26 protein-coding genes are annotated in these 26109 nt (G+C 65.4%); 17 read left to right on the top strand and 9 right to left on the bottom strand.

Annotated features, from left to right (window positions below; genetic code table 11):
* The first annotated feature begins 49 nt into the window (after nt 1-49).
* Nucleotides 50-1099 (top strand): hypothetical protein, encoded by a 1050-nt coding sequence (locus tag MLP_RS23435; protein WP_013865702.1) that lies wholly within the window; start codon nt 50-52, stop codon nt 1097-1099.
* A 419-nt stretch (nt 1100-1518) separates the two neighbouring features.
* The gene (locus tag MLP_RS23430; protein WP_197536463.1) at nt 1519-2583 is read left to right on the top strand and encodes an O-antigen ligase family protein; all 1065 of its coding nucleotides are present in this window, start codon (nt 1519-1521) and stop codon (nt 2581-2583) included.
* A gap of 335 nt (nt 2584-2918) precedes the next feature.
* On the opposite strand, the gene MLP_RS23425 is transcribed toward MLP_RS23430, so the two are convergent.
* Nucleotides 2919-3521, bottom strand: a complete 603-nt coding sequence (locus tag MLP_RS23425; protein WP_013865699.1) for a serine O-acetyltransferase — start codon at nt 3519-3521, stop codon at nt 2919-2921.
* 90 nt (nt 3522-3611) lie between these two features.
* The gene (locus MLP_RS23420) at nt 3612-5060 is read right to left on the bottom strand and encodes a sugar transferase (RefSeq protein ID WP_231851503.1); all 1449 of its coding nucleotides are present in this window, start codon (nt 5058-5060) and stop codon (nt 3612-3614) included.
* 833 nt (nt 5061-5893) lie between these two features.
* Between MLP_RS23420 and MLP_RS23415 the strand changes: the two genes are divergently transcribed.
* Entirely contained in the window at nt 5894-6784 is an 891-nt protein-coding gene (locus MLP_RS23415) for a hypothetical protein (RefSeq protein WP_172641621.1), read from the top strand.
* Here MLP_RS23415 and MLP_RS23410 read toward each other — a convergent pair.
* The 6 genes from MLP_RS23410 to MLP_RS23385 form a co-directional block, all read right to left on the bottom strand.
* Complete coding sequence (locus MLP_RS23410; RefSeq protein WP_013865696.1) at nt 6781-7743, bottom strand: sulfotransferase family protein; 963 nt, start codon at nt 7741-7743, stop codon at nt 6781-6783. The two genes, MLP_RS23415 and MLP_RS23410, sit on opposite strands and share 4 nt — an antisense overlap.
* A gap of 126 nt (nt 7744-7869) precedes the next feature.
* Nucleotides 7870-8226, bottom strand: coding sequence for a hypothetical protein (locus MLP_RS23405; protein WP_156821273.1), 357 nt, complete (start codon nt 8224-8226; stop codon nt 7870-7872).
* A gap of 22 nt (nt 8227-8248) precedes the next feature.
* Complete coding sequence (locus MLP_RS26820) at nt 8249-9445, bottom strand: S8 family serine peptidase (RefSeq protein ID WP_013865694.1); 1197 nt, start codon at nt 9443-9445, stop codon at nt 8249-8251.
* Complete coding sequence (locus tag MLP_RS23395; protein WP_013865693.1) at nt 9442-9981, bottom strand: hypothetical protein; 540 nt, start codon at nt 9979-9981, stop codon at nt 9442-9444. The genes MLP_RS26820 and MLP_RS23395 overlap by 4 nt, the downstream gene beginning before the upstream one ends.
* Before the next feature lie 3 nt (nt 9982-9984).
* A complete protein-coding gene (locus tag MLP_RS23390) occupies nt 9985-11031 on the bottom strand; it encodes a hypothetical protein (protein WP_013865692.1) in 1047 nt (348 codons plus the stop codon).
* A gap of 78 nt (nt 11032-11109) precedes the next feature.
* On the bottom strand, nt 11110-11643 hold the full coding sequence (locus MLP_RS23385; RefSeq protein WP_013865691.1) for an inorganic diphosphatase: 534 nt from the start codon (nt 11641-11643) through the stop codon (nt 11110-11112).
* Between the two features lie 131 nt (nt 11644-11774).
* On the opposite strand from MLP_RS23385, the gene dacB reads away from it, so the two are divergent.
* From dacB to MLP_RS23320, 13 genes are all read left to right on the top strand, one after another.
* On the top strand, nt 11775-13292 hold the full coding sequence (gene dacB, locus MLP_RS23380) for a D-alanyl-D-alanine carboxypeptidase/D-alanyl-D-alanine endopeptidase (protein ID WP_049804655.1): 1518 nt from the start codon (nt 11775-11777) through the stop codon (nt 13290-13292).
* A gap of 517 nt (nt 13293-13809) precedes the next feature.
* Complete coding sequence (locus MLP_RS23375) at nt 13810-15027, top strand: zinc-dependent metalloprotease (protein WP_083843928.1); 1218 nt, start codon at nt 13810-13812, stop codon at nt 15025-15027.
* A gap of 12 nt (nt 15028-15039) precedes the next feature.
* Nucleotides 15040-16005 carry a tRNA lysidine(34) synthetase TilS gene (gene tilS, locus MLP_RS23370; RefSeq protein ID WP_013865687.1) on the top strand — a complete coding sequence of 322 codons (966 nt, stop codon included), beginning with the start codon at nt 15040-15042 and terminating at the stop codon, nt 16003-16005.
* A 67-nt stretch (nt 16006-16072) separates the two neighbouring features.
* Entirely contained in the window at nt 16073-16624 is a 552-nt protein-coding gene (hpt, locus tag MLP_RS23365; protein ID WP_013865686.1) for a hypoxanthine phosphoribosyltransferase, read from the top strand.
* A gap of 121 nt (nt 16625-16745) precedes the next feature.
* Entirely contained in the window at nt 16746-18941 is a 2196-nt protein-coding gene (gene ftsH / locus MLP_RS23360) for an ATP-dependent zinc metalloprotease FtsH (RefSeq protein WP_013865685.1), read from the top strand.
* Between the two features lie 74 nt (nt 18942-19015).
* The gene (gene folE / locus MLP_RS23355) at nt 19016-19603 is read left to right on the top strand and encodes a GTP cyclohydrolase I FolE (protein WP_013865684.1); all 588 of its coding nucleotides are present in this window, start codon (nt 19016-19018) and stop codon (nt 19601-19603) included.
* A 15-nt stretch (nt 19604-19618) separates the two neighbouring features.
* On the top strand, nt 19619-20467 hold the full coding sequence (folP, locus tag MLP_RS23350; RefSeq protein ID WP_013865683.1) for a dihydropteroate synthase: 849 nt from the start codon (nt 19619-19621) through the stop codon (nt 20465-20467).
* Between the two features lie 132 nt (nt 20468-20599).
* Nucleotides 20600-20971, top strand: a complete 372-nt coding sequence (gene folB, locus MLP_RS23345) for a dihydroneopterin aldolase (protein ID WP_013865682.1) — start codon at nt 20600-20602, stop codon at nt 20969-20971.
* Nucleotides 20968-21531 (top strand): 2-amino-4-hydroxy-6-hydroxymethyldihydropteridine diphosphokinase, encoded by a 564-nt coding sequence (gene folK / locus MLP_RS23340; RefSeq protein WP_013865681.1) that lies wholly within the window; start codon nt 20968-20970, stop codon nt 21529-21531. The genes folB and folK overlap by 4 nt, the downstream gene beginning before the upstream one ends.
* A 95-nt stretch (nt 21532-21626) precedes the next feature.
* Nucleotides 21627-22112: a DUF3180 domain-containing protein gene (locus tag MLP_RS23335; RefSeq protein ID WP_172641620.1), complete on the top strand. Its 486-nt coding sequence runs from the start codon at nt 21627-21629 to the stop codon at nt 22110-22112.
* A 100-nt stretch (nt 22113-22212) separates the two neighbouring features.
* Nucleotides 22213-22839, top strand: a complete 627-nt coding sequence (locus tag MLP_RS23330; RefSeq protein ID WP_013865679.1) for a helix-turn-helix domain-containing protein — start codon at nt 22213-22215, stop codon at nt 22837-22839.
* Nucleotides 22840-22900: 61 nt separating this feature from the next.
* Nucleotides 22901-23641 (top strand): zeta toxin family protein, encoded by a 741-nt coding sequence (locus MLP_RS26815; RefSeq protein ID WP_049804652.1) that lies wholly within the window; start codon nt 22901-22903, stop codon nt 23639-23641.
* Nucleotides 23642-23734: 93 nt separating this feature from the next.
* The gene (locus tag MLP_RS23320) at nt 23735-24349 is read left to right on the top strand and encodes a hypothetical protein (protein WP_156821272.1); all 615 of its coding nucleotides are present in this window, start codon (nt 23735-23737) and stop codon (nt 24347-24349) included.
* A gap of 93 nt (nt 24350-24442) precedes the next feature.
* On the opposite strand, the gene MLP_RS23315 is transcribed toward MLP_RS23320, so the two are convergent.
* The gene (locus tag MLP_RS23315; protein WP_172641619.1) at nt 24443-25006 is read right to left on the bottom strand and encodes a TetR/AcrR family transcriptional regulator; all 564 of its coding nucleotides are present in this window, start codon (nt 25004-25006) and stop codon (nt 24443-24445) included.
* A 60-nt stretch (nt 25007-25066) separates the two neighbouring features.
* On the opposite strand from MLP_RS23315, the gene MLP_RS23310 reads away from it, so the two are divergent.
* The gene (locus MLP_RS23310; RefSeq protein WP_013865674.1) at nt 25067-26104 is read left to right on the top strand and encodes a hypothetical protein; all 1038 of its coding nucleotides are present in this window, start codon (nt 25067-25069) and stop codon (nt 26102-26104) included.
* The last annotated feature ends 5 nt before the right edge of the window (nt 26105-26109 follow it).

The raw sequence follows: 26109 nt of genomic DNA, 5'->3' as shown, positions 1-26109 counted from the left end.
GTCGCGTCGGTGGTGGATGCACACTGCCACCACGCTTTTTGGAGGCTCGATGGACGTCTGGGGAATCACGCTTGCGACCCTGAGGCGCTGGTATGTTTGCTTGCCGATCGTGGCAGTGGCGGTCTTGATGGCGCTTCTGGCCGGTCGTACCGCCAGTCCGGAATATGACGCTACTGGCACTGTGATGCTCACGCCCCCCAGGGTGAGTTCGGAGATCGCTAACCCCTTCATCAACGTACAGGGCGCAAGCGAGGCCCTAACGGTGATCTTGAACGGCCCCGAAACCGCAGCTCAACTCGATGAGCGAGGGCTGACCGGCGGTGTGATCGTCACTTCTGGCTCGCGTACTTCTGTCATCGTGATGCGATCGACAGCTGGCGATCAAGCAAATGCTTTGGGTTTGATCGACGCCGCAATCGAGATCGGCGAGCACGAATTGGAGACCCGGCAGGATGAAGCGGGGATCGCAAAAAGCTCCTACATTGGAATGGAGGTGCTAGCGGCACCCTCCATCACGGGAATAGCTAACGATACGGCGGTCCGAGTGCAGGCCGTGATTCTTGGTCTGGGAGCAGTTGTTGGTGTTACGCTGGCCGTGTTGTTTGACGATATCATGGGTTTCATCAGAAGGCGCCGCGGAGAGCGCCAGGGCGGCGTTCCAGGCGGAAAGCGAGGAAAGAAGCGTAAGGGTCTTGAAGACAAGGTAGAGGCTGGAACTGGCGACGGTGAAGAATCGGATTCCAAGCCACCCAATCAGTCGGAAGACTCGATCAATGAAGAGCAATCCCCAACTGGGACTGTGCCAGTTGCCGATTTGGAGTCGTCCAATGAGGCGGGCGTATCGTCCGACTCTCCGGGTGCAAAACAAGTCGATACGGGCCCGGATTCACAGCCCGCTGCGTCCGAGGATGTAGCTGTTGAGGTGGAGCTGCACGAGAATGAGGATTCTGGTACCCAGGGCAGCGGCGCGACTGATGGCCCAGATTCGGTCGATGTAGACGAATCTGAAGCCGCTTCTGCTTCGCTCGAGGTGAACGGACAGGACTCAGCGGCAGACTCCGATTATGTGAGCACGTCGCAGCCCCAACGCGGCCAGTGAGCAAAGTCCGACCCGTGAGAAGTCCGGCTGGGCATGCCGACTGGCGGCCCTTGCTCCTCAGGCGATGGTGGACGCGACGGGACGATGTCACCCCTGTGATCTTGCGGCCGCACCGGATTACGGCGACCGGACTCGCCATAGCCTTCCTTGTGCTGCAATTCATGATTCCCGCTCGGCTTGTGATCGGGGGCATGGGCGCGGTGGGTCGCCCTTCGGTGGCGATGGGCCTACTATTCGCATTCCTGTGGTTCCTCAGCATGCTACAACCTGGTGGCCTTCCGGCCGGTCGGCAACCGGTCCGGTGGCTAATCGGTGGCTTTGTTGGAGTGCAAATGGTCGGATACGCGGTGGGGATGGCTCGACTGCCAGTGGAGGTCGAGGCCAGCGCGGGCGATAGGTACATGATTTTGATAGTTTCGATGGCTGGCGTGGTGCTCCTGCTGGCCGATGGTGTGCGTACTCGCGAACACTTGAATACTATCCTTCGTGTATTGGTCGGTCTCACAGCCGTCATGGCCTTCACGGGGATATTGCAGTATTTCCGGATCGTCGATGTCACGCGATATATCCGGATTCCGGGTTTGACGGCCAATCGCGACCTCTTTGGTGCTGGTGTCCGGGGGGCGACTGATCTGACCAGAGTCGCGGGCACCGCGAACCACTACATCGAGTTCGGTGTCGTGCTTGCCGTGGTTTTGCCGTTAGCGCTGCACTTCGCGCTATTCGCCCCCACCGGCCGCAAGTTGATCGCTTGGTGTCAGGTTGGCCTGATCGGTGCTGCGATCCCGATGTCGATCTCGCGCTCGGCCATTCTGACCACGGTTGTGGCCATAGCACTCTTGTTCATGGTGTGGAAGTGGAGACTTCGATACAACGCTGCAGTGATCGGGCTGGTCGCGCTCACCGCCCTCCACTTCCTGACTCGCGGCCTATTCGGGACAATTATCTCGCTCTTCCGCCACGCGGACGACGATCCAAGCATCCAGAACCGGATATCAGACCAGGCCTTTGTATATGAAATGTGGTCGCAGCGACCCATACTGGGCCGCGGTGCCGGGATGATCCTTCCAGACCGGTACCTACTACTCGACAATCAGATTTTCGTCACGCTTATTGGTGGCGGCATTCTTGGGGTGGTCGCACTGATCAGCCTCTTCATCGTGCCATACATGATGGCCCGCAGCGTTCGGCTGAGGGCAGTAACAGAAGAGGGAAGGCACCTCGGCCAGGCATTGGCCGCGGCTCTTCCGGCCGCGCTAATGGCTTCCTTCACGTTCGATGCGCTGAGTTTTGCCACCTTCACCGGTCTAGTGTTCGTGCTGGTCGGCGTGGTCGGAGCTTTGTGGCGATTGCAAGGGGATCGGGGTGAACGCACTCTGGAATGGTCGCCGGATGACCGCTGTGTGGCGCCGCCAGCGTTCGCTCCTGGTCATCCGCGGTGGAGTACTCGCTTCCTGGCGAAGCGCTCCTCACCAGCCTCTTGATTGATGTCGATCAAGGACTCGGACCCAGTCTTGTTGCCTGGCAGTGGCGTTGGGGCCGGCGCGGCTGTCGTTGGCTACCCGGGATGCGCCGGACGTGGGTCGGCTGGGCCGTCGATGGCGTCGAGAGCCGCCCTGGTCCGTGGCGAACGGCGTGCCTGGTTTCGTGCCTGATCCGGATCCGAACCACGCGGAAGGTAGCAATCTGTACGGTCTGGGCGGTGGCGCCTGCGCACCGGCCCGGCCGCCGGATCGGCCACCGGTATCGACAACTCAGGAGTCTTGCTGCCTGGCAGTGACGTTGGGGCCCGCCCGGGTGGGTTGTAGGGCGACCTTCGTTAGGGTAGGAGTTCTGGTGGAATCGAGTAGCTCATCATTCCCCCGGTGTCATAGTCACGAGTGATCACGCGACCAGGATTGCCACCGACCAACGATCCTGGGGGAACGTCTTTCGACAAGACTGTTCCGGCAGAGATCACCGCTCCATCGCCAACGACTATCGCACCTGTGATGATCGCACCCGGGCCGATCCAGACGTTGTCCCCGATGACGGGCACACCTTGGTCTCCAGCGGCAATGCGTTGCCCGATGGTCACGTTCTGATGGATGAGGCAGTTGCTACCAATCTGAGATGGACCCAACACGATGCCGTGGCGGTGCATGATCAAGAGCCCTGGGCCGATCTTGGCCTTCCTGCTGATATCGACGTGATGGAGATTCGTCACCCACCGGTTCCAGGTCCGGTGGGTGACCACGGCGAGCGTGCCGAGGAATCTATTTCGGGCGCGGAGCGCATCAGCGAACTGACCGTATCGGTAGCACGCCAGGCAATGAAGCTCCGAGTTGAGCAGCAGAAGACCAAGCCGAGCCTGCAGGCTCGGATGATGGGTCTTGAGCTTGACTGTGTAGATCTTGTCAAGATCAACCGCGAAGTTGCCCATTCGGTCACTCGCCTTCCTTGCCCCGCGGAACTTGCCCTGGTGGCCACGCCCGACACCGAACGCGGTAGTAACGCAGGCTACCGCGGGCAGTTACCTGGCTCCGCGCTTGGCGAGTACCGCGGACGCTGTCTTCCAGAGGATGAGGATGTCGAGAGTGAAAGTCCAGTTTTCGACGTACCGGAGATCGAGGCGGACGGCCTCGTCGCCTTCGAGGTCAGACCGCCCGCTGACCTGCCAGAGCCCGGTCAAGCCGGGCGTGACGAGGGCACGTCGTGTCGCCTCGCTTGGCATTTGGGCGATCTCATTTGCGAGATGAGGCCGTGGACCAACCAGAGACATCGAGCCGTTCAAGACGTTGAACAACTGCGGCAGCTCATCCAGCGAGAAGTCCCGAAGGAACTTGCCCAGCGGGGTGATTCGCGGGTCTTCGGTCAGCTTGAAGAGTCCACCCTTGCCTTCGTTGTGGGCCATCAGCGCTGCCTTGCGAGCCTCGGCGTCAATGACCATCGACCGGAACTTGTACATCCAGAACTCTTCGCCGTCCCGGCCGACCCGCTTCTGCCTGAAGAGGATGGGGCCACCGTCCTGCAGCTTGATCAGGAGAGCGATGACGAGTATTACCGGGGAGATCAGGACCAGTCCGAGCGACGTGATCACCAAGTCGCTGCCGCGCTTGATCACCCTTCGCCAACCGCTGAAGTGCGGTTGCTCGATGTGCAGGAGCGGAGCACCCATCAAGGGTCGAATGTGCATTCGAGGACCGGCGACCTCGACCAGGCCGGGGTCAACGAGCATCTCGACTCCGGTGCCTTCAAGGGACCAGGCCAGCTTTCTGAGGTACGTGTCCCGGGTTGAGTCATCGCTGGTGACAGCGACGGCGTCGCAATCGAGTCGGCGGACTATCCGCGCCACGCTGCTCAGGTCGCCCAGGACCGGGATCCCGAAGTCGCTCACGTCTCCGACCTCGTGGCTCGGGAGGCACGCACCAACCACCTTCATCCCGCATTGCTTCTCACGGTTGAGCCGATCTGTCAGTTCTCGTACCGCTCGCGATGAGCCGACCACCACGACATGGCGCACATCGAATCCAGTCCGCTGTCGACGATGAAGTGCTTTACGTGCAAAGTATCGAATCGAAGTACTCAGCAGCACCGCGAATGGCACGCCGACCACGACGAGCGTGAGAAGGGTCTGCTGCCCAAGCAAGCCTGCTGGAAATGCACCGGCAACGACGAGAGCGACCCCGGCACGTGGGACCGCTCGAAGTTCCTCGGAGCCCACGCCAACACGGTTGCGCACATAGCCACGGGCAAGGCTGATGGACGTCGGCCACGCGATTGCCCCGAGAATCGCGAGGACGGCTACCAGCGCGAACTCACCGTCGAGGCTGTTGCTGAAGCGACTTGGTACAACAGCCGCGGCGGCTCCGATGAGTCCATCGGCAAGGACCAAGGTCAGGACGTACCGGCGGCTCCAAGCGATGAAGTTGCGTCGTCGTAGGCTTGCCGACGGCGGAGCCGATGTGTGCCCTACCGGCATCGGTGTGTCGACACCGCTCAGGGTTGGTGCCGTGATGGGGCTGTGCGGGTGACCCACAAGGTGTGGGCTAGACCGCTGAACCTGTGGTGCCGGAATCTCCTCGGCGGTGACTGTCGCAGGAAACCCGCCGTGAACGGTGTGAGCACCTGCCACATCTAGATCGAGTGTCTTGAGTTGCCCTCTGCTTGAGGGCGCGACTAGTCCGCTAGCGCGCTGTGCCATCCCCACGTCTCCCCCGGAATCGAACCTGCCGCCCCCCGGCAGGTCGCATAACTAGCTGAACGGGCCTACAGTGCGAGTCCGTCCTTGAGACCAAGAGCGAACCGTTCCCCGCCTGATACGCAACCCGTTGCAACCAGCTAATCGGAGATTAGCGTGAGGCTCCGATCCTTATTCCATCGTGACCGAATCGTAACCCTTATCACCGACCAGTTCGCTCGAGACCGCGAAGCAAGCCAGCTTGCGATGTGGAGAGCGTCGGTACGTGGAGGGCAGCGGGGGACAAGCGGCGACGAACATCCGCGACCGGTCGAACGAACCTACTCGAGCCGGACGCACCTGAAGGTAGACGGCTCGCGACGACTTCACGCCACGATGGGGACGACTCACGCGGCGAGTGAGGCGGAAGACGTCATCCAGCCGGACGACGCTCCGCTGGCCCAGTTACAGCCTTTCACGTACGACGGTTCTGAGGTGCCACGTCGTTGCTGTTTCAAGCCCTTTCCGATTCCTCGCCACCCTCCCGAGCTCGGAGGGGTTGCGGTGGCGACCGGAGTCGCGGGCAGGCTGGAATGTCGCCGACCACGTGGGGTTGGTGGCTTACAGTGCGAGTCGTGGTTCTGCGCAGCGATCTCGTTCTTCCCAGCTTCGATCAGGCTCGCGTGGTGGTTCCGGCGCCGGACTCGGGTGCCGGCAACTGGGCGGGAGCGGCGAGTGCGGTCTTGCATGAGGGCACCTTCTGGCTGACCTACCGTGTCCGGCGACCGATCATGGCCGGTCGCGGCGTGAGTGTGGTGGTCGCGCGCTCGGCGGACGGAGTGAGCTTCGATACAGTGTGCGAGATCCAACGCGAGGTCTTCAGCGCCGACTCGTTCGAGCGGCCCGTGCTGGTGCCGTTGCCGACGGGTGGTTGGCGGCTCTATCTCAGCTGCGCGACACCGAACTCCAAACACTGGTGGATCGAGGCGATCGAGGCAGCGAGGCCAGATGCTCTCCCCGACGGCCAACGGACAGTCGTGCTGCCGGGTGATGAGACCGTCGCAGTGAAGGATCCGGTCATCACCGTCGACGAGACGCATGGTTGGCGGATGTGGGTGTGCTGCCACCCGCTGGATGTCCGTGGCGCGGAGGACCGGATGTGGACCTCCTACGCAACGAGCTCTGATGGTCTGGCCTGGACCGTGGAGAGCGATGTGCTCCGGCCTTCCAGTTCTTGGGATGCCCGGGGTGCGAGGGTTACCGCGGTCGTAGCTGAGGAGCCGCTGGCGGTGTTCTATGACGGCCGCGCCACCGCGGAGGACAACTGGTTCGAGACGACCGGGATCGCGGTCGATCGTGACGGCGTGCTCGTGCCAATCGGCGACGGGCCGGTTTTGGTTTCCCCAGAAGGTGACGGCGCCTTCCGCTATGTCAGTGCCGTGCCGCTGTCCGACGGACGGACCAGGTTCTATTTCGAGGCGGCTCGGGCAGACGGATCGCACGACCTCATGACGTCGATCGGCTAAGCGGTTCGCTCTCGAAAGGACCCGCGTCCGGTCGTGGATCGCCAGTCGTCGAAGGACTCGTGAAGCACGTCCTCCAGCAGCGCGATGTCGTCGAGACAGTCGGTGACCAGTTCGGCGCGTACCTCGGGTGCGAGCTTCGGTCGCTGTCGCGGGCCGTTGTGCTGCAGGGCCCAGTAGAAGGGCTTCACCGCCTGGCGCCAGATCTCAGGCCGTGCGTAGGCTCCGGCGCGGGCCCCGAGCCGTACCGCTCGACCGAGCGCCGCTGACCGGAGCCCGGGGCGGACGAACGGCCGCAAGTTGTCCGGCGGGACCACGGCGATCTGACCGGTCGAGATGCCGAGGAAGTCCGACACCCGGTCCAAGGTTCGGGTCGCCTCCGACACCAGTTCGCGATAGCGCAGCACCAGGACGCGGTCACGGTCGATGCGGGTGAAGAGATCGGCGAACTGCTCGCCGTAGCGGCCCATGCGTTGGTAGTGCCAAAAGGGCGCCCAGCCGGCGTCGACCCGCGCGTCCTCGGCCCGCCAAGCAGCGGCGAAGTCGGCTTCCGGTTCGAGTCCGTCGACCCAGAGGTGCATCCAATTGGAATAGGCCCGGTCGACCGGATCTCGGACGACCGCCACCAGCTTGGCGTTCGGCAGGTCCTCGGCGATCCGGCGACGGGCGTCGGGGAGATAGAGATAGAAGGGCGTGCTCTCCAGACGCACCGATCCCGCCGGCGCCGCGGCGAACAGCGCGCGGTAGTCCGCACGTCGCCAGATCCACTCCTGTTGCGAGTGGGCGTCGCCCGGACCGCAGTACGCCGGTGGGGGAGCGTCGCCGCACAGGTAGTACTTGGGCTCCTTGACCGGCGAGGCATACACCTCCGGGTGACCGGCCAGTGCCACATGCAGGGCGCTGGTGCCGGCCTTGGGCGCCCCGATGAGCAAGGCGTCAGGGAACAATTCCCGAGTAGACATGTGGGAATAGTAGGTTACTTGGGCCGAGCAGGCTATTTGGCGCCGAACTGGGTCGACTGAGCGACGGACAGTTGTCGATCGAACTCGACACCGCAACGGCGGCAACCAGTGTGCCGAGGGACTTGGTCAGACGGCTTCCAGCGAGATGGCATACCTGTCGTGATCCTCGGGAGGCTGAACTTGAACCGCTTGACCCACGCGCAGCGTGGTGTAGCCCTTGTTGAGGAGCTTCGTTCGGCTCAGGTCGACGCTGATCATGTCACCGTTGACCCCGACCAGGCCCTTGCCAGTCACTGGGTCGAAGGCGAGAACTTTACCGTCGAGGGCCGGTCCCGCACTGCCGGAGGCGCTCTCAGGCGTGGGCTGCTTGCGACGCAAACCCGGATTCCTCGCCGAGGACGGCTTGCGAGCAGCTAGTCGAGCAGCGACTTCGTACGTGACTTCATCGACGTCGAACGTGAGATCATCGTCATGGATCGTCATGATCGCCTCCTCCCGGCACATCTCATGGTACTCCGCCGCGGATCCATGTCGCCTGCATCGCTCGCAGGGCATCGACGAGCCCAGAGCCCTGGAAATCGGGCAGTCGTCCCAGGTCAGACGCCGAGGACATCAAGATCTGCTTCACCCGCTCGGGCTGCCCGATGAGCTCGGGAAATCGGGCCAGCAGTCGTGACGCCACGCCGCTGACATGCGCGGCCGCTTGGCTGGTGCCGCTGGCGATCACCCAGCCACCGCCTGGCGCCGGCCCGACGACCTGCCGTCCAGGCGCCAGCAGGTCCGGCTTGTGCCGACCATCAGCCGTGGGTCCGCGGCTCGACAATCCGATCGGCCCGTGGCGATAGGGCGACGTGGAGTCGGTGGCACCAACCGTGATGGCGCTCTCGGTGTTGCCGGGATCGGTGATGGACACCATCCGGTAGCCGACCCCCGGGCTCGACCGATAGCGAGCGTCCCAACCTGCGTTGCCGGCAGCCGCTACGACCACAACACCCGACTTCACGAGTCGGTCGACCTCCTGACACAGCGGCGTCCAGCCGCACGCGTCCTTGTTCGCGTCGAAGGGCGCCGACAGGGAGAGATTCACTCCATTGATACGTCCACGGGCGCCCGAGATCTGCTGGTAGCGATCACCGTCATTGAGCCAACGGATGAGAGCGAGCGCGACGATGACCGAGAACTCGTCTGTGACACCTCCGTCGCCGAACACCTTGATGTCGACCAGGTTGACGGTGGGGTGCATGCCGCGGATCCGCTCCGGCAGCTGTGCCGTGTTGTCCAGTGGGTCGATCTGGCGGACACCGATTGCATCGGCCCCGATGATCCCGGCGACATGGGTGCCGTGGTCGTCGTGTGGACCCCCTGGCGGGTTCACGGTGCCGAATGACGTCTCTCCATACCGGGGCTGTCCCGGTGACTGCGAGCCCGAGTCCATGGCACTCAGCAGGAAACGGGTCCATGACTCATCTCCCACGAGCCGCTGAAAGGTCTCGGCCGGATCGCCCTGCGCCGTCAGACCTTTCCGAATGTCAATGGTCAGCACGACGCGGCTCGCGTTCGGGTCGTCGCTGGAATGGTTGCGGAACGCCGGGTGGCGACTGTCGATCCCGGTGTCGACGACCGCCCAGGTGATCGGCGCCAGGTCATCCGGAAAGAGTTGGTCAACCGCGTCGATCTTGACGATCGAACGACTCCTGATCATGTGCTGTCCACGCGCCGGTTGAGGGAGACGCCCGCGATCGGTTGCTCGTGATTCGTTGGCACTCGCTGTCGACAGGTCGCCACGAGCTCGTCGAACGTATGCCGTGTCGTGCCCTTCTCGCGGGCACTGGCCACCAGCAGTTCGAGCCAATCCTTACGTCGCTCATCATGCGTGCTCCACGGCACGCGGCGTAGTTCGCTTGTCGTCGCAGACTCCCCGGGATCGCCAACGTCCGTTGAATCGCTCGTTGGCGGAACGCCTGGCACACGGAGGAGGAAGTCACCCCACCTGGTCAGTGGCAGGAGCACGACGAGGGCATCATCGAGACTGACCACGCTAAGAATGAATCGGTCCAGCACGATCGGTACTGTGTCGAGTTCCCCGCTGAGCTCTGCGGCCAGGAACGCGAGGCTCGCTCCTGCCTGTACCTCGATGACCACCTCGGCCTCGCCGAACTCGGCCGTTTCGAGCCAGACAGCCGGATCGATGGGACAGTCCAGCAAGTGGGCCTGCTCCGAGATACGCAGAACGGACATGGGTCAGCTCGCGACCAGCCGACGGGCATCGCCGCTGTGGTCGACCGCTGCCCACATCATCCATCCCACCAGTGCCAGAGCTATCGCGCCGACGATGACGCCGCCGGGGACGCCGACCACCTGTACGCCGATCAGTGCCGGTGCCAGGTAGCGGTAGACCCAGACGCCCCGGTCCGACCAGGTCAGCAGTCGTAGCTTCGTGGATTCGAGTTCTCTGACTCGCGGGATCAGCGAGGCGACGTCGGTGCCTTTGTCGGCCGCTGAGCGCCAGGCCTGCTCCGTTGCAGGGACGCCAGCGGCGGCGGCCACCAACTGTGTCGGCAACTCGTCCAGCCGTCCGTCGATCCACTCCTGGAGGGCCTTACCGACCTTCTCGCCGAAGAGTTCGGTGACCTTCGCCAGGCCCTTCTTGAGGAGTTCGACAGCCTTCTCCTTGATCAGGGTGAATTTCTCCTTCACGGCATCGAGGAGATCACCGAGCGCACCGCTCAAGACGCGGGCCAGCGAATCCACGAGTGCGCCGGCGACAGCCGCAGTCACGGTATCGGTACCGACCTTGACGATTCCGTCTGCGGAACGCTCAACGACTTTGTCCAACGAGTCCGACAGCGACGTCAGCCATTCAGGGTCGGGCTGGCTGCCGGCGCCCTGGCCGCCGCGCAAAACCTGGGCTAGGTCCGCGGCGATGCCGGTCTGCGATCCGACCTCCGGTGATTCACCGGCACTGGCGACCACGGTGCCACCGTCCTCGAACTCCCGGGAGAGTTCGAGCGCGACGTAGGCCGCCTCGATATCGCCCATCGCCAGGGTCGACATCACCCTGGAGCGCTCGTCACGATCGGAGATCTCCCGCGCGGCGGCCTCAGCCACGCTGGACTGCTCGGCGAACCGGTCCAGCACCGGAATCACCGCGTCTGCCACCTCGACCTCGCCTGCGCTCGCGGGACTCAGGCCCGGCGTCGTGGCCCAGCTGTCGAAATCGAGGAGGCCTTCGACCTGCTCGAGAGCGGCCTGCCATGCGTCGACAGCGGTCGACTGCTCAAATGCCATGGCACATCAAAGCGGCGGCCAGCCGGAGGTGTCAATGGGATGCCGAGGTATCAACAACCGGTGGGATGCGTCGTTCCCTCAGAAGTCGTGCGCCTTGGCGCGCTCGAAGCTCGCCCGGACCTCTGTCTCTGCCTCGTCGACTCCGGTCCAGGTGGCGCCCTCGACCGATTTGCCGGGCTCCAGGTCCTTGTAGACGGTGAAGAAGTGCTCGATCTCGAGCCGGAGGTATTTGCGTACGTCGTCGATGTCGCGCAGGTGGCTGCGACGGACATCGTTGGCCGGCACGCAGAGCACCTTGTCGTCGCCGCCGGCCTCGTCGCGCATCCGGAACATGCCGATGGCACGGCAGTTGATCAGGCAGCCCGGGAAGGTCGGCTCGGAGACCAGCACCAGTGCGTCGAGCGGATCGCCGTCCTGCCCGAGGGTGCCCTCGATGAAGCCGTAGTCGGCCGGATAGGCCGTGGAGGTGAACAAGGTGCGGTCGAGCCGGATCCGGCCCGTCTCGTGGTCCACCTCGTACTTGTTCTTGTTGCCCTTGGGAATCTCGACCGTCACGTCGAACGTCAAGCCACTCAGTGGGTGTCGGGTGTCGTCGCTGCTCGGCGAGGTCATCGCGGCTCCTTAGGATGGGCGCAACCCCGGATAGCTCGGTTGCCGACGGTTCGGTCGCCGATGACAGTTGGCCCGGGGTTCGGTGGGTGGGCTCCGGCTGAGCCTAACGTGGGAAGAAGGTGCGGACGTACGTGGGTCTCAAGCGACTGGCGATCGGGATCGCGGCGTTCGTCGTCGTTTCGGCGCTGGCTCTGGGTCTGATCACTGGCACCTTCGGGCGTCTCTTCGGCCACAACTCGGCGGTCGCCGGGGAGAGCGCGGGCGGCTCGTCGCCGGCCGGCCCTGCCAGTTCCTCCGGCCCTTCGGAGGCCGCCGGCGAGTCCGCTCCATCTGGCAGCACCGCAGGGAGCGCGGGCAGCGACGTGCCGACGACTGGGCCGACGGACGGAGCCGGGACGAACGGTGCCACTGCTTCGGCTGAACTCCCCGGCGCTGTGCTGCTGGCTGCCAGACCGGGCGACAAGCCGGACGCGGCCACGGTCGCGGCGCGGATCGAGGCAGTCAGCCGCAAGGGGGTCGGTGGCGTCTATTCCGGGTCGGCCGTCGACGTGGGCACCGGAAAGAAGCTGTTCTCCCATCGCGCTGGCGTGGGTGAGATCCCGGCCTCGGTGACCAAGATCCTCACCTCGTCGGCCGTGTTGTCCGAACTCGGTCCCGAGCACCGTTTCACCACCTCGGTGGTGCGCTCTGGGAAGCAGATCATCCTGGTCGGTGGCGGCGACCCGTACCTGGCCAGCAAGACCACGGCCAAGACCTATCCGGCGCGCGCCTCGGTCGCCGACCTCGCCAAACTGACCGCAGCCGCCTTGAAGAAGTCCAAGGTCACCACTGTCAAGCTCGGCTACGACGCCTCGTTGTTCAGCGGCCCCAGTTGGAATCCGAGCTGGCCGAGCGGATACGGCGACCAGACCACGAGGACCTCCGCCCTGTGGGTCGATGAGGGCCGGCTGGCGGGATATTCACCGGGTCCGCGGACCATTGATCCGGCTGGGCAGGCCGCCCGTACGTTTGCGGCTGCGCTCGAGAAGAAGGGGATCAAGGTCACCGGCGTCGGCCAGGCGAAGGCCAGCAAGAAGTACGCGAAGGTGGCCGCGGTGCGATCGATGCCCCTGGAGCGCATCGTGGAGCGAGTCTTGATGGTCAGCGACAATGACGGCGCCGAGGTGCTGTTCCGTCAGGTCGCGATCGCGGCCGGCCGGCCTGGCTCCATCAAGGAGGCCCAGCGAGCGATGAAGGCCACGCTGACCAGGCTCGGAGCATGGCAGGACGGAACCGTCATCCATGACGGCAGCGGGCTCTCCCGCGACAACCGGATCAGTGGCTCGACGCTGACCCGGCTGCTTCGGCTGGCCGCCCAGGACTCACATCCCGAGCTGCGCGGAGTCATCACCGGTCTGCCCGTCGCCGGGGTGGAGGGCAGCCTGGAGCACCGGTTCGACGGCCAGGACTCCTCTGCGGCACGGGGCATGGTGCGCGGCAAGACGGGCACCTTGCGACAGGTCTATTCACTTGCCGGCTTCGTCCGCACCGCCGACGGGACCCTGGTGGTGTACGCCTTCATCGCCAACGGCGCCACCAGCGAGTACGCCGCCAAGAACTGGCTCGACAACGTTTCTACCGCCGTCGCTACCTGTGGGTGCACCGGCTGAGGCTTGCGGCACTCTTACTTACAACACAGCTGGACAACCTGATCTGTCCACCCTCTCCAGCGCGGCCGGTTTGAATTACCGGACAACGAGGACCTATCTCAACCTGCTTGATGACCTGTGTGTCATCGACCGAGTTCCCGCCTGGAGCAGCAATCGACTCAGCCGACTGGTGAAGCTGGCCTGGTTTGGCGTACGTTTCGCGCCGGCGGGCCAAAGATGCACGCGGGTCGGGCGGGCGGGATGGTCGTCTTGCGCCGCGGGGCCAAGGACGTACGCGGGCCGGGCGGGATGTGGGTACGTTTCGCGCCGCGGGGCCAAAGGCGACCGGGGATCGGGCGGGATGTGGGTACGTTTCGCGCCGCGGGGCCAGGGACGTACGCGGGTCGGGCGGGCGTACGTACGTCTGGGGCCGCGGGCCAAAGACGATCGTGCGGGTGGCGCAGGCAAGCGGGCTCGTCGCGTAGCCAGGGAGCGATCTGGGGGAGCGGGGCAGGGGTAAGGCGCATAAGGTCGAGCCATGTCAACGTCCATGGTCGACTGGACCGTCGCTCTCAGTACGGCCAGCAGACTGGTGAAGCCGGGGCCCGAGATCTCCCGCGAGGGTGCGGCCACTGCCGTCGCCGATCTGCGCAGCTACGCAGTTCGTGCGGAGGAATACGTTCAGCAGGTCACCGGGCTGACCGTTCCTCGCGGTACGGCGCCCGTGCTGGTGGTGGACCGGCCTCGGTGGATCGAAGCGAATATCGAGGGATTCCGGCAGGTTCTGGCGCCGCTCAGCGCCAAGCTGGCCGAAACCAAGACTTCGAATGCCGTCTTGGCGAACCTCGGGGCTCGGGTGACGGGAGTAGAGGTCGGGGCTCTGCTCAGCTATCTGGCCCCCAAGGTGCTGGGCCAGTTCGACCCCTTCTATCCCGAGCTCGCGGTCGGCACGAATAGCACTGGCGCAGCCGACTCCGATGGCAACGCCGGTGCGGCGGAGCTGCCGCCGGGTGGCCGACTGCTGCTGGTGGCGCCCAACATCGTTGCCGTGGAGCGCGAGCTCGAGCTCGTACCGGCCGATTTCCGGCTCTGGGTCTGCCTGCACGAGGAGACCCATCGGGTGCAGTTCACCGCCGTGCCGTGGCTGCGTGGCTATCTGAACTCTCAGATCGCCGAGGTCGTCGCCACCGCCGAGGTCGACGCGAGCGCGTTGGCGTCCATGCTGCGTGAGGCCGTCAAGCGGATCGCCGATGCCGCCCGTGGAGACTCGGAGGTGTCGATCGTCGATCTCGTCCAGACGCCCGAGCAGCGGGAGATCATCGACCGGATCACCGCCGTGATGTCGCTGCTGGAAGGCCACGCGGACGTGGTGATGGACGGGGTCGGACCGGAGGTGATCGGAACGATCGCCGAGATCCGCCGCCGTTTCACCGTGCGCAGCCAGGGACAGGGCTTCGACAAGATCATCCGCCGGCTGCTGGGCTTGGACGCGAAGATGCGGCAGTACCGCGACGGCGCCGCCTTCTGCAAGGCCGTGATCGCCGAGGTGGGGATGGACGGGCTGAACCGGGTCTGGACGTCGCCGGCGACCCTGCCGACGAAGGACGAGATCGCAGACCCGAAGCTGTGGCTGGCGCGGATGGACTCGGACGGCTCCAATGAGGCAATCGAGGGCCGGAGCAACGCCGATGAACCAGGCGTCACGCCCGCCGGACCCGGTGTCGACCCCGGAGGCCCCGACGGATCTGGTGTCTGAGGACGGATTCCGGTGGCACGGCGGGCGCTCGGCCACGCGACGCTGACCCTGGTCCAAGCGGTCGAGACCGCCTTGGCCGACAGCGACCGCTGTCTGCTGGTCGCCTGTTCAGGTGGGCCTGATTCCCTCGCGCTGGCCCAGGCAGTTGTGCATGTCGGCCGGCGTCGACAACTGCCGATTGCCGCCGTCGTCGTCGATCACGGGCTGCAGGCAGGGTCCGCCGAGCAGGCCGCTGCCGCGTCATCGTCCCTGGCCAGGATGGGATTCACCCAGGTTTCCGTACGCCCTGTCGAGGTCATTGACTCGGGAGCCGGGCCCGAGGGCGATGCGCGGACGGCACGTTATCGCGCGCTGGAACTGGAGGCGGGAGAGCGCGGCGGGGCGACCGTGCTGCTCGGGCATACCCGTGACGATCAGGCAGAGACGGTGCTGCTCGGTCTCGCCCGTGGCTCGGGTATCAGGTCGCTCGCCGGCATGGCCGTCCGGAACGGTCCGGATGGCCGCTGGCTGCGGCCCTTGCTGGGCATCGGCCGGAAGGTCACCGAACAGGCGTGCCGGGAGAACGGACTGAAGCCCTGGCAGGACCCGCACAATCTCGACCCGGCCTATGCCCGCGTCCGCGTACGGCGCACGGTCTTGCCCATGCTGGAAGCTGAGCTCGGGCCTGGGGTCGCCGACGCCCTGGCCCGGACCGCGATGCTGGCCAGGGACGACGCCGACCTGTTGGATGCGCTCGCGGCGGAGGCCGATCCAGGGACCGCGGCCCTGGACTGCCTACAGCTGGAGAGCCTGCCGCCGGCGTTGCGGCGTCGGATGCTGGCCCGCTGGCTCCGGCTGGAGCATGGTCTCGGCGACCTTTCGGCGGGACATCTGTTCGCCGTCGATGCATTGCTGACCGACTGGCACGGCCAGTCGGGTGTCGATCTGCCCGGCGGAGTACGCGTTCGCCGCGCCAATGGCGGCCTCCACCTCGGGTAGAGGTAGGGCGGGTCGGGTCAGATGGTCAGGGCAACCAGCCACCCGAGGCTGTGGGAGGCTAGCCACTGTGGATGACGCGCAGATCAGCGGGGACCTCTCTCGGGTGCTGTTCACCAAGGACCAGATCGCCAAGCGGATCGCTGAGCTGGCCGCCGAGATCGATACCGACTACGAAGGCAAGGAGCTGCTCCTGGTGGGGGTGCTCAACGGCGCCGTGATGGTGATGGGCGACCTCTCCCGAGCGCTCAAGAGCCACTGCCAGATGGACTGGATGGCCATCTCCTCCTACGGCTCCGGTACGCAGTCCTCCGGAGTGGTGCGGATCCTGAAGGACCTCAACACCGACATCAGCGGCATGCACGTGTTGGTGGTCGAGGACATCATCGACACCGGCCTCACGTTGTCGTACCTGGTCGGCAACCTGATGTCTCGCAACCCGGCCAGCCTCAAGATCATGACCGCGTTCCGCAAGCCCGATGCGGCCAAGAACGCGGTCGACGTCGCGTACGTGGGCTTTGACATCCCCAATGACTTCGTCGTCGGCTACGGCCTGGACTACAACGGCCGCTACCGAAACCTGACCTCGGTCGCGACCCTGGCGCCCCACGTCTACAGCTGAGACTCCACCTTCTGCTGGGGTCCGCTTCGGCTCTGTCATGGGCGAAAAGTGGGGTCGTTTCGGTTCGGACGATAGCCTTGCCGAATACGGGGTCGCCACGGCCCCTCCGACTAGGTAGGACATGAACGTCAAGCGCATCTTCCGCGGCCCGATCCTGTGGATCGTCCTTGCCGTCATCGCCATCGGACTGCTGATCGATCTCACCGGCAATCTGACCGGCGGCTACACCGAGGAGCCCACGTCCAAGGTCGTCCAGATCATCAACGGTGACGAGCCGCTCAAGGAAGTCATCCTCAAGGATGGCGAGCAGGAGATCCAGGTCACCACCGCCGGCGACAAGCCCGCCAAGTACAAGGCGGTCTGGGTTGGCAACCAGAGCCAAGACCTGGTCAAGCGGCTGAACGAGCGAGTGGCCGCCGGCACCCTGGAGAGTTGGCAGGGCCTGAACCCGACCCCGGGCTTCTTCCAGACGCTGCTGGGCACCCTGATCCCGTTCATCATCATCGGCGTGCTCTTCTTCTTCCTGCTCAACTCTGTGCAGGGCGGTGGCAGCCGGGTGATGCAGTTCGGCAAGTCCAAGGCCAAGGTCGCCAACAAGGACACCCCGAAGACCACCTTCGCCGATGTCGCCGGTTGTGAGGAGGCGATCGAGGAGCTCGAGGAGATCAAGGAGTTCCTGGCCGAGCCCGCGAAGTTCCAGGCCGTCGGTGCGAAGATCCCCAAGGGCGTCTTGTTGTATGGCCCGCCTGGCACCGGCAAGACCTTGCTGGCGCGGGCGGTCGCCGGCGAGGCGGGGGTGCCGTTCTATTCGATCTCCGGCTCCGACTTCGTCGAGATGTTCGTCGGTGTGGGCGCTTCACGCGTACGTGACCTGTTCGAGCAGGCCAAGGAGAACGCCCCGGCCATCGTCTTCATCGACGAGATCGACGCGGTCGGCCGGCACCGTGGCGCCGGCATGGGCGGCGGTCACGACGAGCGTGAGCAGACGCTGAACCAACTGCTGGTCGAGATGGACGGTTTCGACGTACGCGGTGGAGTCATCCTGATCGCCGCCACTAACCGGCCCGACGTGCTGGACCCGGCGCTGCTGCGCCCGGGGCGTTTCGATCGGCAGATCGCCGTCGAGGCCCCGGATCTGAAGGGGCGTTTCCAGATCCTCAAGGTGCATGCCGAGGGCAAGCCGATGGGTCCCGACATCGATCTCGAAGGCGTGGCGCGGCGTACTCCTGGTTTCACCGGCGCCGACCTGGCCAACGTGCTCAACGAGGCCGCACTGCTGACCGCCCGCAAGAACGAGCGGATGATCACCAACGCCGATCTGGACGAAGCGATCGACCGGGTCATCGCCGGGCCGCAGAAGCGCAGCCGGCTGATGAACGAGCACGAGAAGCTGATCACCGCCTATCACGAGGGCGGCCATGCTCTGGTCGCTGCGGCGCTGCCGGGCACCGATCCCGTGCAGAAGGTGACGATCCTGCCGCGTGGCCGGGCGCTCGGCTACACGATGGTGCTGCCGGAACAGGACAAGTACGCCAACACGCGTGCGGAACTGCTCGATCAGCTGGCCTACATGATGGGTGGCCGGGCCGCCGAGGAACTGGTCTTCCACGACCCGACGACCGGTGCCAGCAACGACATCGAAAAGGCCACCAATGTGGCCCGGGCGATGGTGACGCAATACGGCATGACTGAGCGACTGGGCGCCATCAAGCTCGGCTCCAGTGGCTCCGAGCCGTTCCTCGGTCGCGACTTCGGGCATCAGAAGGACTACTCCGAGGACATCGCCGCGGTGGTGGACCAGGAGGTGTCGAAGCTGATCAGCAATGCCCATCAGGAGGCGTTCGACATCCTGACCGAGAACCGGGACGTGCTGGATGACCTGGTCAGGGCGCTGTTCGAGAAGGAGACCCTGGATCGGGCCGAGGTTGCCGCGGTCTTCCAGCCGCTGCGGCTGCGGCCGAAGCGGCCGGCGTGGACGGGCTCGGACACCCGGGTGCCCTCCAGCATTCCGCCGGTGATGCCGCCGCCTCCGGCGATTCCGGTCAACGGTCAAAACGGTCATCACACCAACGGTCACGCTCAGATCGGTGCCGGCGCCCCGGCCGGTGGTGGTCAGGCCGGGCAGAGCGGTCAGGGCGGAACCGGTCATGGTGGGAGCGGGCAGAGCGGCTATGGGCCGGTCGGTGGTCCGTCGGTGCCGCCGAATCAGCCGGGGCCGCAGCAGCCTGGTCCCACTCAAGGTGGTCCCGCTCAAGGTGGTCCCGCTCAAGGTGAGCCCGGTCAGAGTTGGCCGCCGGCGGGGCCGGACTTCCGGTGACTCTGTCGAACCGGACGCAGGTTGACCGTACGGCTTCCGATCGTGCGCACGTGGACGGTCAAGGTGAGAGCGCGGTGGCGGCTGGAACGGCACGGTCGTACGACCATCCGCGGGTTGTCGCAGCCGTCCGCGAGATCCTGGCCGGGATCGGCGAAGACCCGGATCGGGACGGACTTCGGGACACTCCGGAGCGGGTTGCGCGGGCGTACGCAGAGATGTTCGCGGGACTCTCTCAGGAGCCTGAAGACGTCCTCACCACCACCTTCGACCTGGGGCATGACGAATTCGTCCTGGTCAAGGACATGGAGGTCTGGTCGTGCTGTGAGCACCACCTGGTGCCGTTCACCGGAGTCGCGCACGTGGGTTACATTCCCAGCGCGGACGGCCGGATCACCGGGCTGAGCAAGTTGGCCCGGCTGGTCGACGTCTACGCCAAGCGGCCCCAGGTGCAGGAGCGGCTGACCACCCAGGTCGCCGATGCCCTGCAGCGCATCCTGCAACCTCGCGGGGTGATCGTGGTGCTCGAGTGCGAGCACCTCTGCATGACGATGCGGGGCGTCCGCAAGCCCGGATCGCGGACCGTGACGAGCGCCGTCCGTGGCCAGTTGCGCAATGCCGCCACCCGGGCCGAGGCGCTCAGCCTGATCATGGCGCAGCGTTGATAGCGGACCCCAGCTATGACGGCTGAGCTGCGGGTGGACGGGCTGCCCCATCCCGGGCGGACTCTGGTGGTGGGCGTCGTCAATGTCACTCCGGATTCGTTCTCCGATGGGGGCGAGTGGCTGGACCCCGACGACGCGATCGTGCACGGCCTCGAACTTCTCGCCGAGGGGGCCGATCTCGTCGATGTGGGAGGCGAGTCCACGCGACCGGGCGCGGTCAGGCCGACACAGGAGGTCGAGTTGGCGAGGGTCATCCCGGTGATCCAGGCACTGTCTGCGGCCGGTGGCATCGTCAGTGTCGACACGATGCGCTCCGAGGTCGCAGAGCAGGCGGTGGCGGCTGGTGCTCGGGCGATCAATGACGTCTCGGGCGGCCAGGCTGATCCGCGGATGCTGGCGACCGTGGCGCGGCTCGAAGTCCCGTACGTCTGCATGCACTGGCGTGGGCACTCGGCCGACATGCAGAGCCGGGCGGTGTACGCCGACCTGGCCGCCGAGGTGACGGCCGAGCTCAGCAAGCAGATCGAGCAGGTGCTGGCCGCCGGCATCCGACGGGACCGGCTGATCCTGGACCCTGGCTTCGGCTTCGCCAAGACGGGTGAGCACAACTGGGAGCTGTTGAACCATCTGGACGACCTCGACGCCCTCGGCTATCCGATCCTCTACGGGCTGTCCCGCAAGACCTTCCTCGGCACGCTGCTCGCCACACCCGACGGCCGGCCCCGTCCGGCAAGGGAACGGGATGACGCCTCACTGGCCTTGACCACGTTGCTCGCGCAACGGCGGGTCTGGGCGGTCCGCGTCCATCGCGTACGCTCCACCTGTGACGCAATTGCAGTGGTCGAACGAATGCGTCGAGGCTGAATCAGCTCGCGCCCGGGTCGGTGCCTGTCAGCGACGTGATAACACGCTGTGGGTCTGCTGGGAACCTCGTCCAGCCCTCTCAGCGACGGATCTCATCTCTTGGCAAGTCCGATAGGGTCGTAGGCGGAGGTGATGATGACGGCTGACCTGATTGTGCTCACCGGCATCGTCGGACGCGGGCACCACGGCGTGTATGCGTTCGAGCGAGACGAGGGGCAGGATTTCGTCGTCGATGTCGTCGCCACGATGGACCTCAGCGTGGCCGCCGAGAGCGACGACCTCGCCGAGACCATCGACTACTCGGCGTTGGCCACCGCCGTGGTGGCTGACATCGAGCGCGACCCGGTCAACCTGATCGAAAAGTTGGCCGACCGGATAGCCAGGACCTGCCTGCGCGACCCGCGGATCACGACCGTCACGGTCACGGTCCACAAGCCACAGGCGCCCATGCCCGTACGGGTCGGCGATGTCGCCGTCACCCTGACCAGGAGTAACGCCATATGAGCAGTCCCAATCCCTATGCCATTGACGCGGACACCCTGAGCGGAATGAAGCCGCTCCGTAAAGTCGTCTACTCGCTTGGCTCCAATCTCGGCGACCGGCTGAACAACCTGCAGGGCGCGGTCGATGCCATTCGGGACACCCCGGATGTGATCGTGGTCGATGTCTCCTCGGTGTACGAGACCGAGCCGGTGGGCGGTCCGGCGGACAGCCCGTCTTTCCTGAACCTGGTGGTGGTGGCCGAGTCGACCCTGGAACCGCGGACCTTGCTGGAGCGTGCCCAGGCGATCGAGGACGCGTTCGGCCGGGAGCGGGAGGAGAAGTGGGCCCCCCGAACCCTCGATGTGGACCTGATCATGGTCGGCAACTCGACCGCCGAGACCGACGACATGCGCCTGCCGCATCCGCTGGCCGGCGAGCGTGCCTTCGTGCTGCTGCCCTGGTTGGAGGTCGATGCCCGCGGTGAAATCCCCGGTGTCGGTCGGATCTCTGAACTGGCCGCCGCTGTTTCGGGCACCGATGGTGTCGTACGGCGCACCGATCTCGAGATCGAAGTCGACTGACCCGGATCAGATGACTGGTTTGCCCTGGTGACCGGGCCGCTGTGATGACCGAGCGCGGCCCGAGCCGACCGGCTGGAGACCCGAGCAGTGGCTCGGTGAGATCGACCTCGTGGACGACCCTGCTCATCGCTGCCATCTTCGGTGCCCTCGGCGGGTGGTTGATCGTGGTCATCGCCGGCGCCCTCGATGTGGTCCCGCCGTATGTGCCCTGGACCGCGCCGGGTGCGCTGGCGGTGATCGCGGCGCTGGTCGGCGCGCTGGCGTGGTCGACCCATCAGCGGATCCAGGTGCGTCATGAACGCATCGAGCCGGAGCGTGGAGTGGCGTTCCTGGTGCTGGGCAAGGCATCCGCGCTGGCCGGCGCCCTGGTCGCCGGCGGCTATCTGAGCTTTGCGCTGCTCTTCCTCGGCCGCTGGGATGCCGAGGGGCCGAGGGAGCGAGTGATCCGGTCCCTGGTCGCCGTCGCAGTTGCGGCCGGTCTGTGCATCGCCGGCCTGCTGCTGGAACGGGCCTGCAAAGTGCCGGGTGGCGACGATGAGGACGATCTGGAGGACGAGGACCCGTACGAGTCCCACAGCTGACCCCATCGGCGGTTTGTTCCATGGTCCCCGTGAGCGGTGACCATGGAACAAAACCCGCAGTGAGGAAGCGGCGCGCCATCAGAGGTATCATTCAAAGTGAATGGAGGAGGCTGAGATGGTAGCGAGGAAACGGCGTTCTGGACGCGCACTTGCCTCAAGCGCGGTGCCCAGTGGAAGGAGGAACGTCGGCGTCATCGCCCAGTCCGACGCGGCGGCCTTCTTGCCGGTTATCGAGATCGTCGGTCCCGCCGCGTTCGCGGCGGGTATCAAGGGGGGGGCGCCGTCGAAGGACGCCGTCAGGGACGCTGCCAGAGTCCTTCGAGCACAGAGGGAGTTGAATCAACTGGCCGAGCGCCGGCTGATCTACCAGGCTGGTAGGGCGAAGACGTCGCAGTCCGCAATCGCAGCTCTGCTCGGGACCTCGCAACCAACGGTGTCGCGGATTGTGAGGCAGATAGAGCAGGATCCCTCACTGCTGGCACCGAGTCCCAACGAGTTGATCTATCGTCGTGCGGTCGGCCAGATCGACACGGCCACGATGATGAAGGGATTGGTGTCGTACGAATATCGCTCTGGTCAGTACGACCCCTCTGGCGGCGACGCCTACCTCCGTGGGGACTGGCGTCAGATCGAGAACGGACTTGCTGGCGGCCTCATCACTGATGAGGAGTACGAGGAGATAGCACGCGAGGCGCCGAGCGCGAAGTCTGCGAGTGCTGATCACTGATCTTCGGGCGGCGGTCGCAGCTGGGCTGGAGGCACTGTGCGCTCCAGGTGCTCCGCTAAATATGGACGCCGTTGGCGCCACGTGGCGCAGACATGCGGTCGGTGGCACCGACCCACACGTAGGCCGCTACCTGCCGAGCCGGCTGCGGACGCACCGAGAACTGATTGATGCGTTCTTGGACGTCAGCACCCGGATTGCGGTCGACGGTCTTGCAGCGGTCGCTACGGCTGGCCCGCCGGCAGCCGGAAAGTCGACCCAACTCACTGAGCTTGGCTACGACGACACCTGGCGACGGATAGACCCGGATGACTTCAAGGTCTTGCTCATCGAGCACGATCTCCGCAGTGGGAACCTGGCCGTTCCTGACGAGGTTGCCGACTTGGCGCTGGCTGACTGCGAAGGGATCATGCCGATGGAGCTTTCCGGGATCTATCATCGCGAGTCGACTGTCGTTGCCGACAAAGTGCAGCAGATATGCATGGCTGCACGCGAGAATGTGGTTATCGAGGGCACGATGTCTTGGAGTGGGTTGGCGCCGCAACTGGTGGGCGATTTGGCGACCTACGGCTACCAAAGGCTCGAGGTGGTCCTTGTTGAAGTGCCGCTGACGATCGCGCTCGAGCGGTCCATGGCGCGTTGGTGGCCCGATCGTCAGGTCGGAGGTATGGGCGGTCGCTTCACCCCTGCGGCCGCGATTCGCAGCCTGTATCGGACTGAAACGGAAACGGTCTGCGCGGCGCATGCTCGTGACTTGGTCGAGATGGCTACTGCGGCGAGCATCTCCGCCGCACTCAAGGTCTGAGCATCCGGAAGATTCACCACACCGGTGATCACGCCGTTGCCTGATGGCACGGCCCGGGTCGAGTGGTCGACCGACGAGCCTACGAAGGGGTCGGTGAGCGTTGGACGCTCGGCGGGCAAGCTGGTGATCTCAGCTGTCGATTCGGAAGCCACTCGGGCACACAGCCTGGTGGTGGTCGGGCTCGATCCCGATGCCACGTACTGGTTCCGGACGAGCTCGGCCGATCGCGCCGGTAACGCGGTGCTGGGCAAAGCCGTCCGGGTGGCGACACCTGCCGCTGGGGTCGGGGAGCAGTATGCGGCCTCCTTCCGGCGAGGGAAGCTCGCTGGTCAGGCCACGATCGACGCCGCCGACCTGCGTGGAGTCACCCTGGCCGGCGATCGTGCCGAGAAGCGACAGGGAACCTTCACCTCAGGGGTGCTGGACGCCCAGGCGATGGTCGATTGGGATCAGGCGGTGACGCGGATGGTTGTTCCCAAGGGCAGCTCGGCGGTCATCAAGGTGCGTACGGGGAGCACCGTGACGCCAGACGGCAGCTGGACGGCGTGGAAGGCCGTGTCCAAGGCAGGGCGGATCACCGGCAGTTCGCGGCTCATCCAATATCAGGTGACGCTGACCAGCGCAGCCAAGGCGGATGCACCGGCCGTGCTCGCCGTCGGCTTCACCGGCAACGGAGAGCGTCCCGAGCATGAGGGCGAGATCCACTAGGAAGGGCGGTGTCGGTGGGAGCGCCATGTCGTTCGGCATAGGCCGGGGAGTGGTGGCCTTGATGTCGTTCGGCACCGCGCTCCCTGCGAGGGTCTACGCACCCGGTGCGGCGATGCCGGAGGTCAAGGTGCGGGTGAGCAGGCTGGCTGCTTCGTGCCAGGTGCGCGACCCCGAGGCGACCACCAGATGCGCGGCGAACAGGGTGGTCCAGACGACGGTGCCAACCCAGTCTCCGGGCAGATCCTGGGCCAGCGACCCGTCCTGGTAACCCCTGCTGATGGCCGAGCCCAGCGGATCGTCCTCGTCGTCGTACCACGTGTCGGGGTCGACCAGCGCGTTGTCGGCGAACACCAGGCCGAGCACTGATCCGAGCTGGATCAGCTCGGTGCACATCCGCAGCAGCGCTTCCAGGCCGGTGCCTTCGGTCGGTCTCGACTGGGCGACCGCGCTGGCATATCGGGCCCGACACTCCTCGTCGACGGCGGCGATCAGCTGCGCCCGATCGGCGAAATACCGGTTCACCGTGGTCCGCCCAACCCCTGCTCGATCAGCCACGGTGCCGAGTGAGGCGCTGTTGTCGGCTGCCCAGACATCGACGGCGGCGGCGACGATGTCGCGTCGGGTGCGGTCTGCCTTGGTCGATCGGGCCAGGATCACGGCGACAATCATAGCGAACGTCTCTTGCCTATTACGGAACATCAATGCACCATTATGGTTATGGAGGAATCCGCAACGACGTCACAACCTCCTCGGCGCCGTACGTGGTGGCTGGCGCTGAGTCTGCTCGTCCTGTCACCGATCTGTGCCGAGTACCTGTCGGCGTACGACGACTCGACCGGGCATCCGGCCGCGCTGCTCGGGAACTTGCTGATCTTCGTCCCGCTGTATGGGTGCGCGGCCTTGCTGATCCGCGAGATCGCCCGTCGAGCGCGACTGGGATGGGTCGGGATCCTCGCTTTCAGCGCGGCCTTCGGGGTGATCGAGGCCGGTCTGGTCGATCAGTCTCTGTTCAGTCCCGACTATCGAGGCCTCAGCGGCTGGGACGAGATGTTCACCGTCACCTTGATCGGTCCACTGGGTCTCAGTGCCTACAACCTGCTCAGCTTCGTCGGCGGTCATGTGATGCTGAGCATCTGCGGTCCGATCGCGCTGGTGGAGGCGTGGCGGCCGGATCGGACGCACCAGCCGTGGCTGCGGGTGCCGGGTCTGGTGATTGCCGGGCTGGCCTATGCCGTCGCCTCGGTGCTGGTGCTGTACTGGCATCTGCAGACCGAGCACTGGCACGCCGCGCCGGGTCAGCTGATCGGTGCCGGTCTGGTGGTTCTTGCGTTGATCGCCGGCGGAGTGGTGGTCGGGCGGCGACCCCGGCTGGCCACCAGTGTTTCTGGCCCCCAGCTGGGACGCACGGCCGTGGTCTCCCTGGTCCTGGCGACCGCCTACCATCTGCTCCCGCAGTCCTGGCCCGGCGTCGCGGGAGCGGTTGTCCTGCTGGCACTGGCCGGATTCCTGCTGCATCGCGCGTCGCGGGCGCGGTCCTGGAGTCCGACGCATATCGCCGTCGTAGGCGCCGCCCCATTGCTGCTGACGGGTCTTCTCGCCTTCACCTACGACCCGATGATCGGGGAGGTCTCGCAGCAGGCGAAATATGTCCACAACGTCGCGATGCTGGTGATCGTGCTGCTGGCATTGACCATTGCGTTGATGAGGCGGGAGACACGGCGCAGCCTCCTCCAGGAGGAGTCCATCGCTACATAGGGTGG

This window comes from Microlunatus phosphovorus NM-1 (assembly GCF_000270245.1).
GTDB classification, from domain to species: domain Bacteria; phylum Actinomycetota; class Actinomycetes; order Propionibacteriales; family Propionibacteriaceae; genus Microlunatus; species Microlunatus phosphovorus.
Note: the sequence above shows the minus strand (reverse complement) of the source record. Positions and strands in the feature narration are given on the sequence as shown.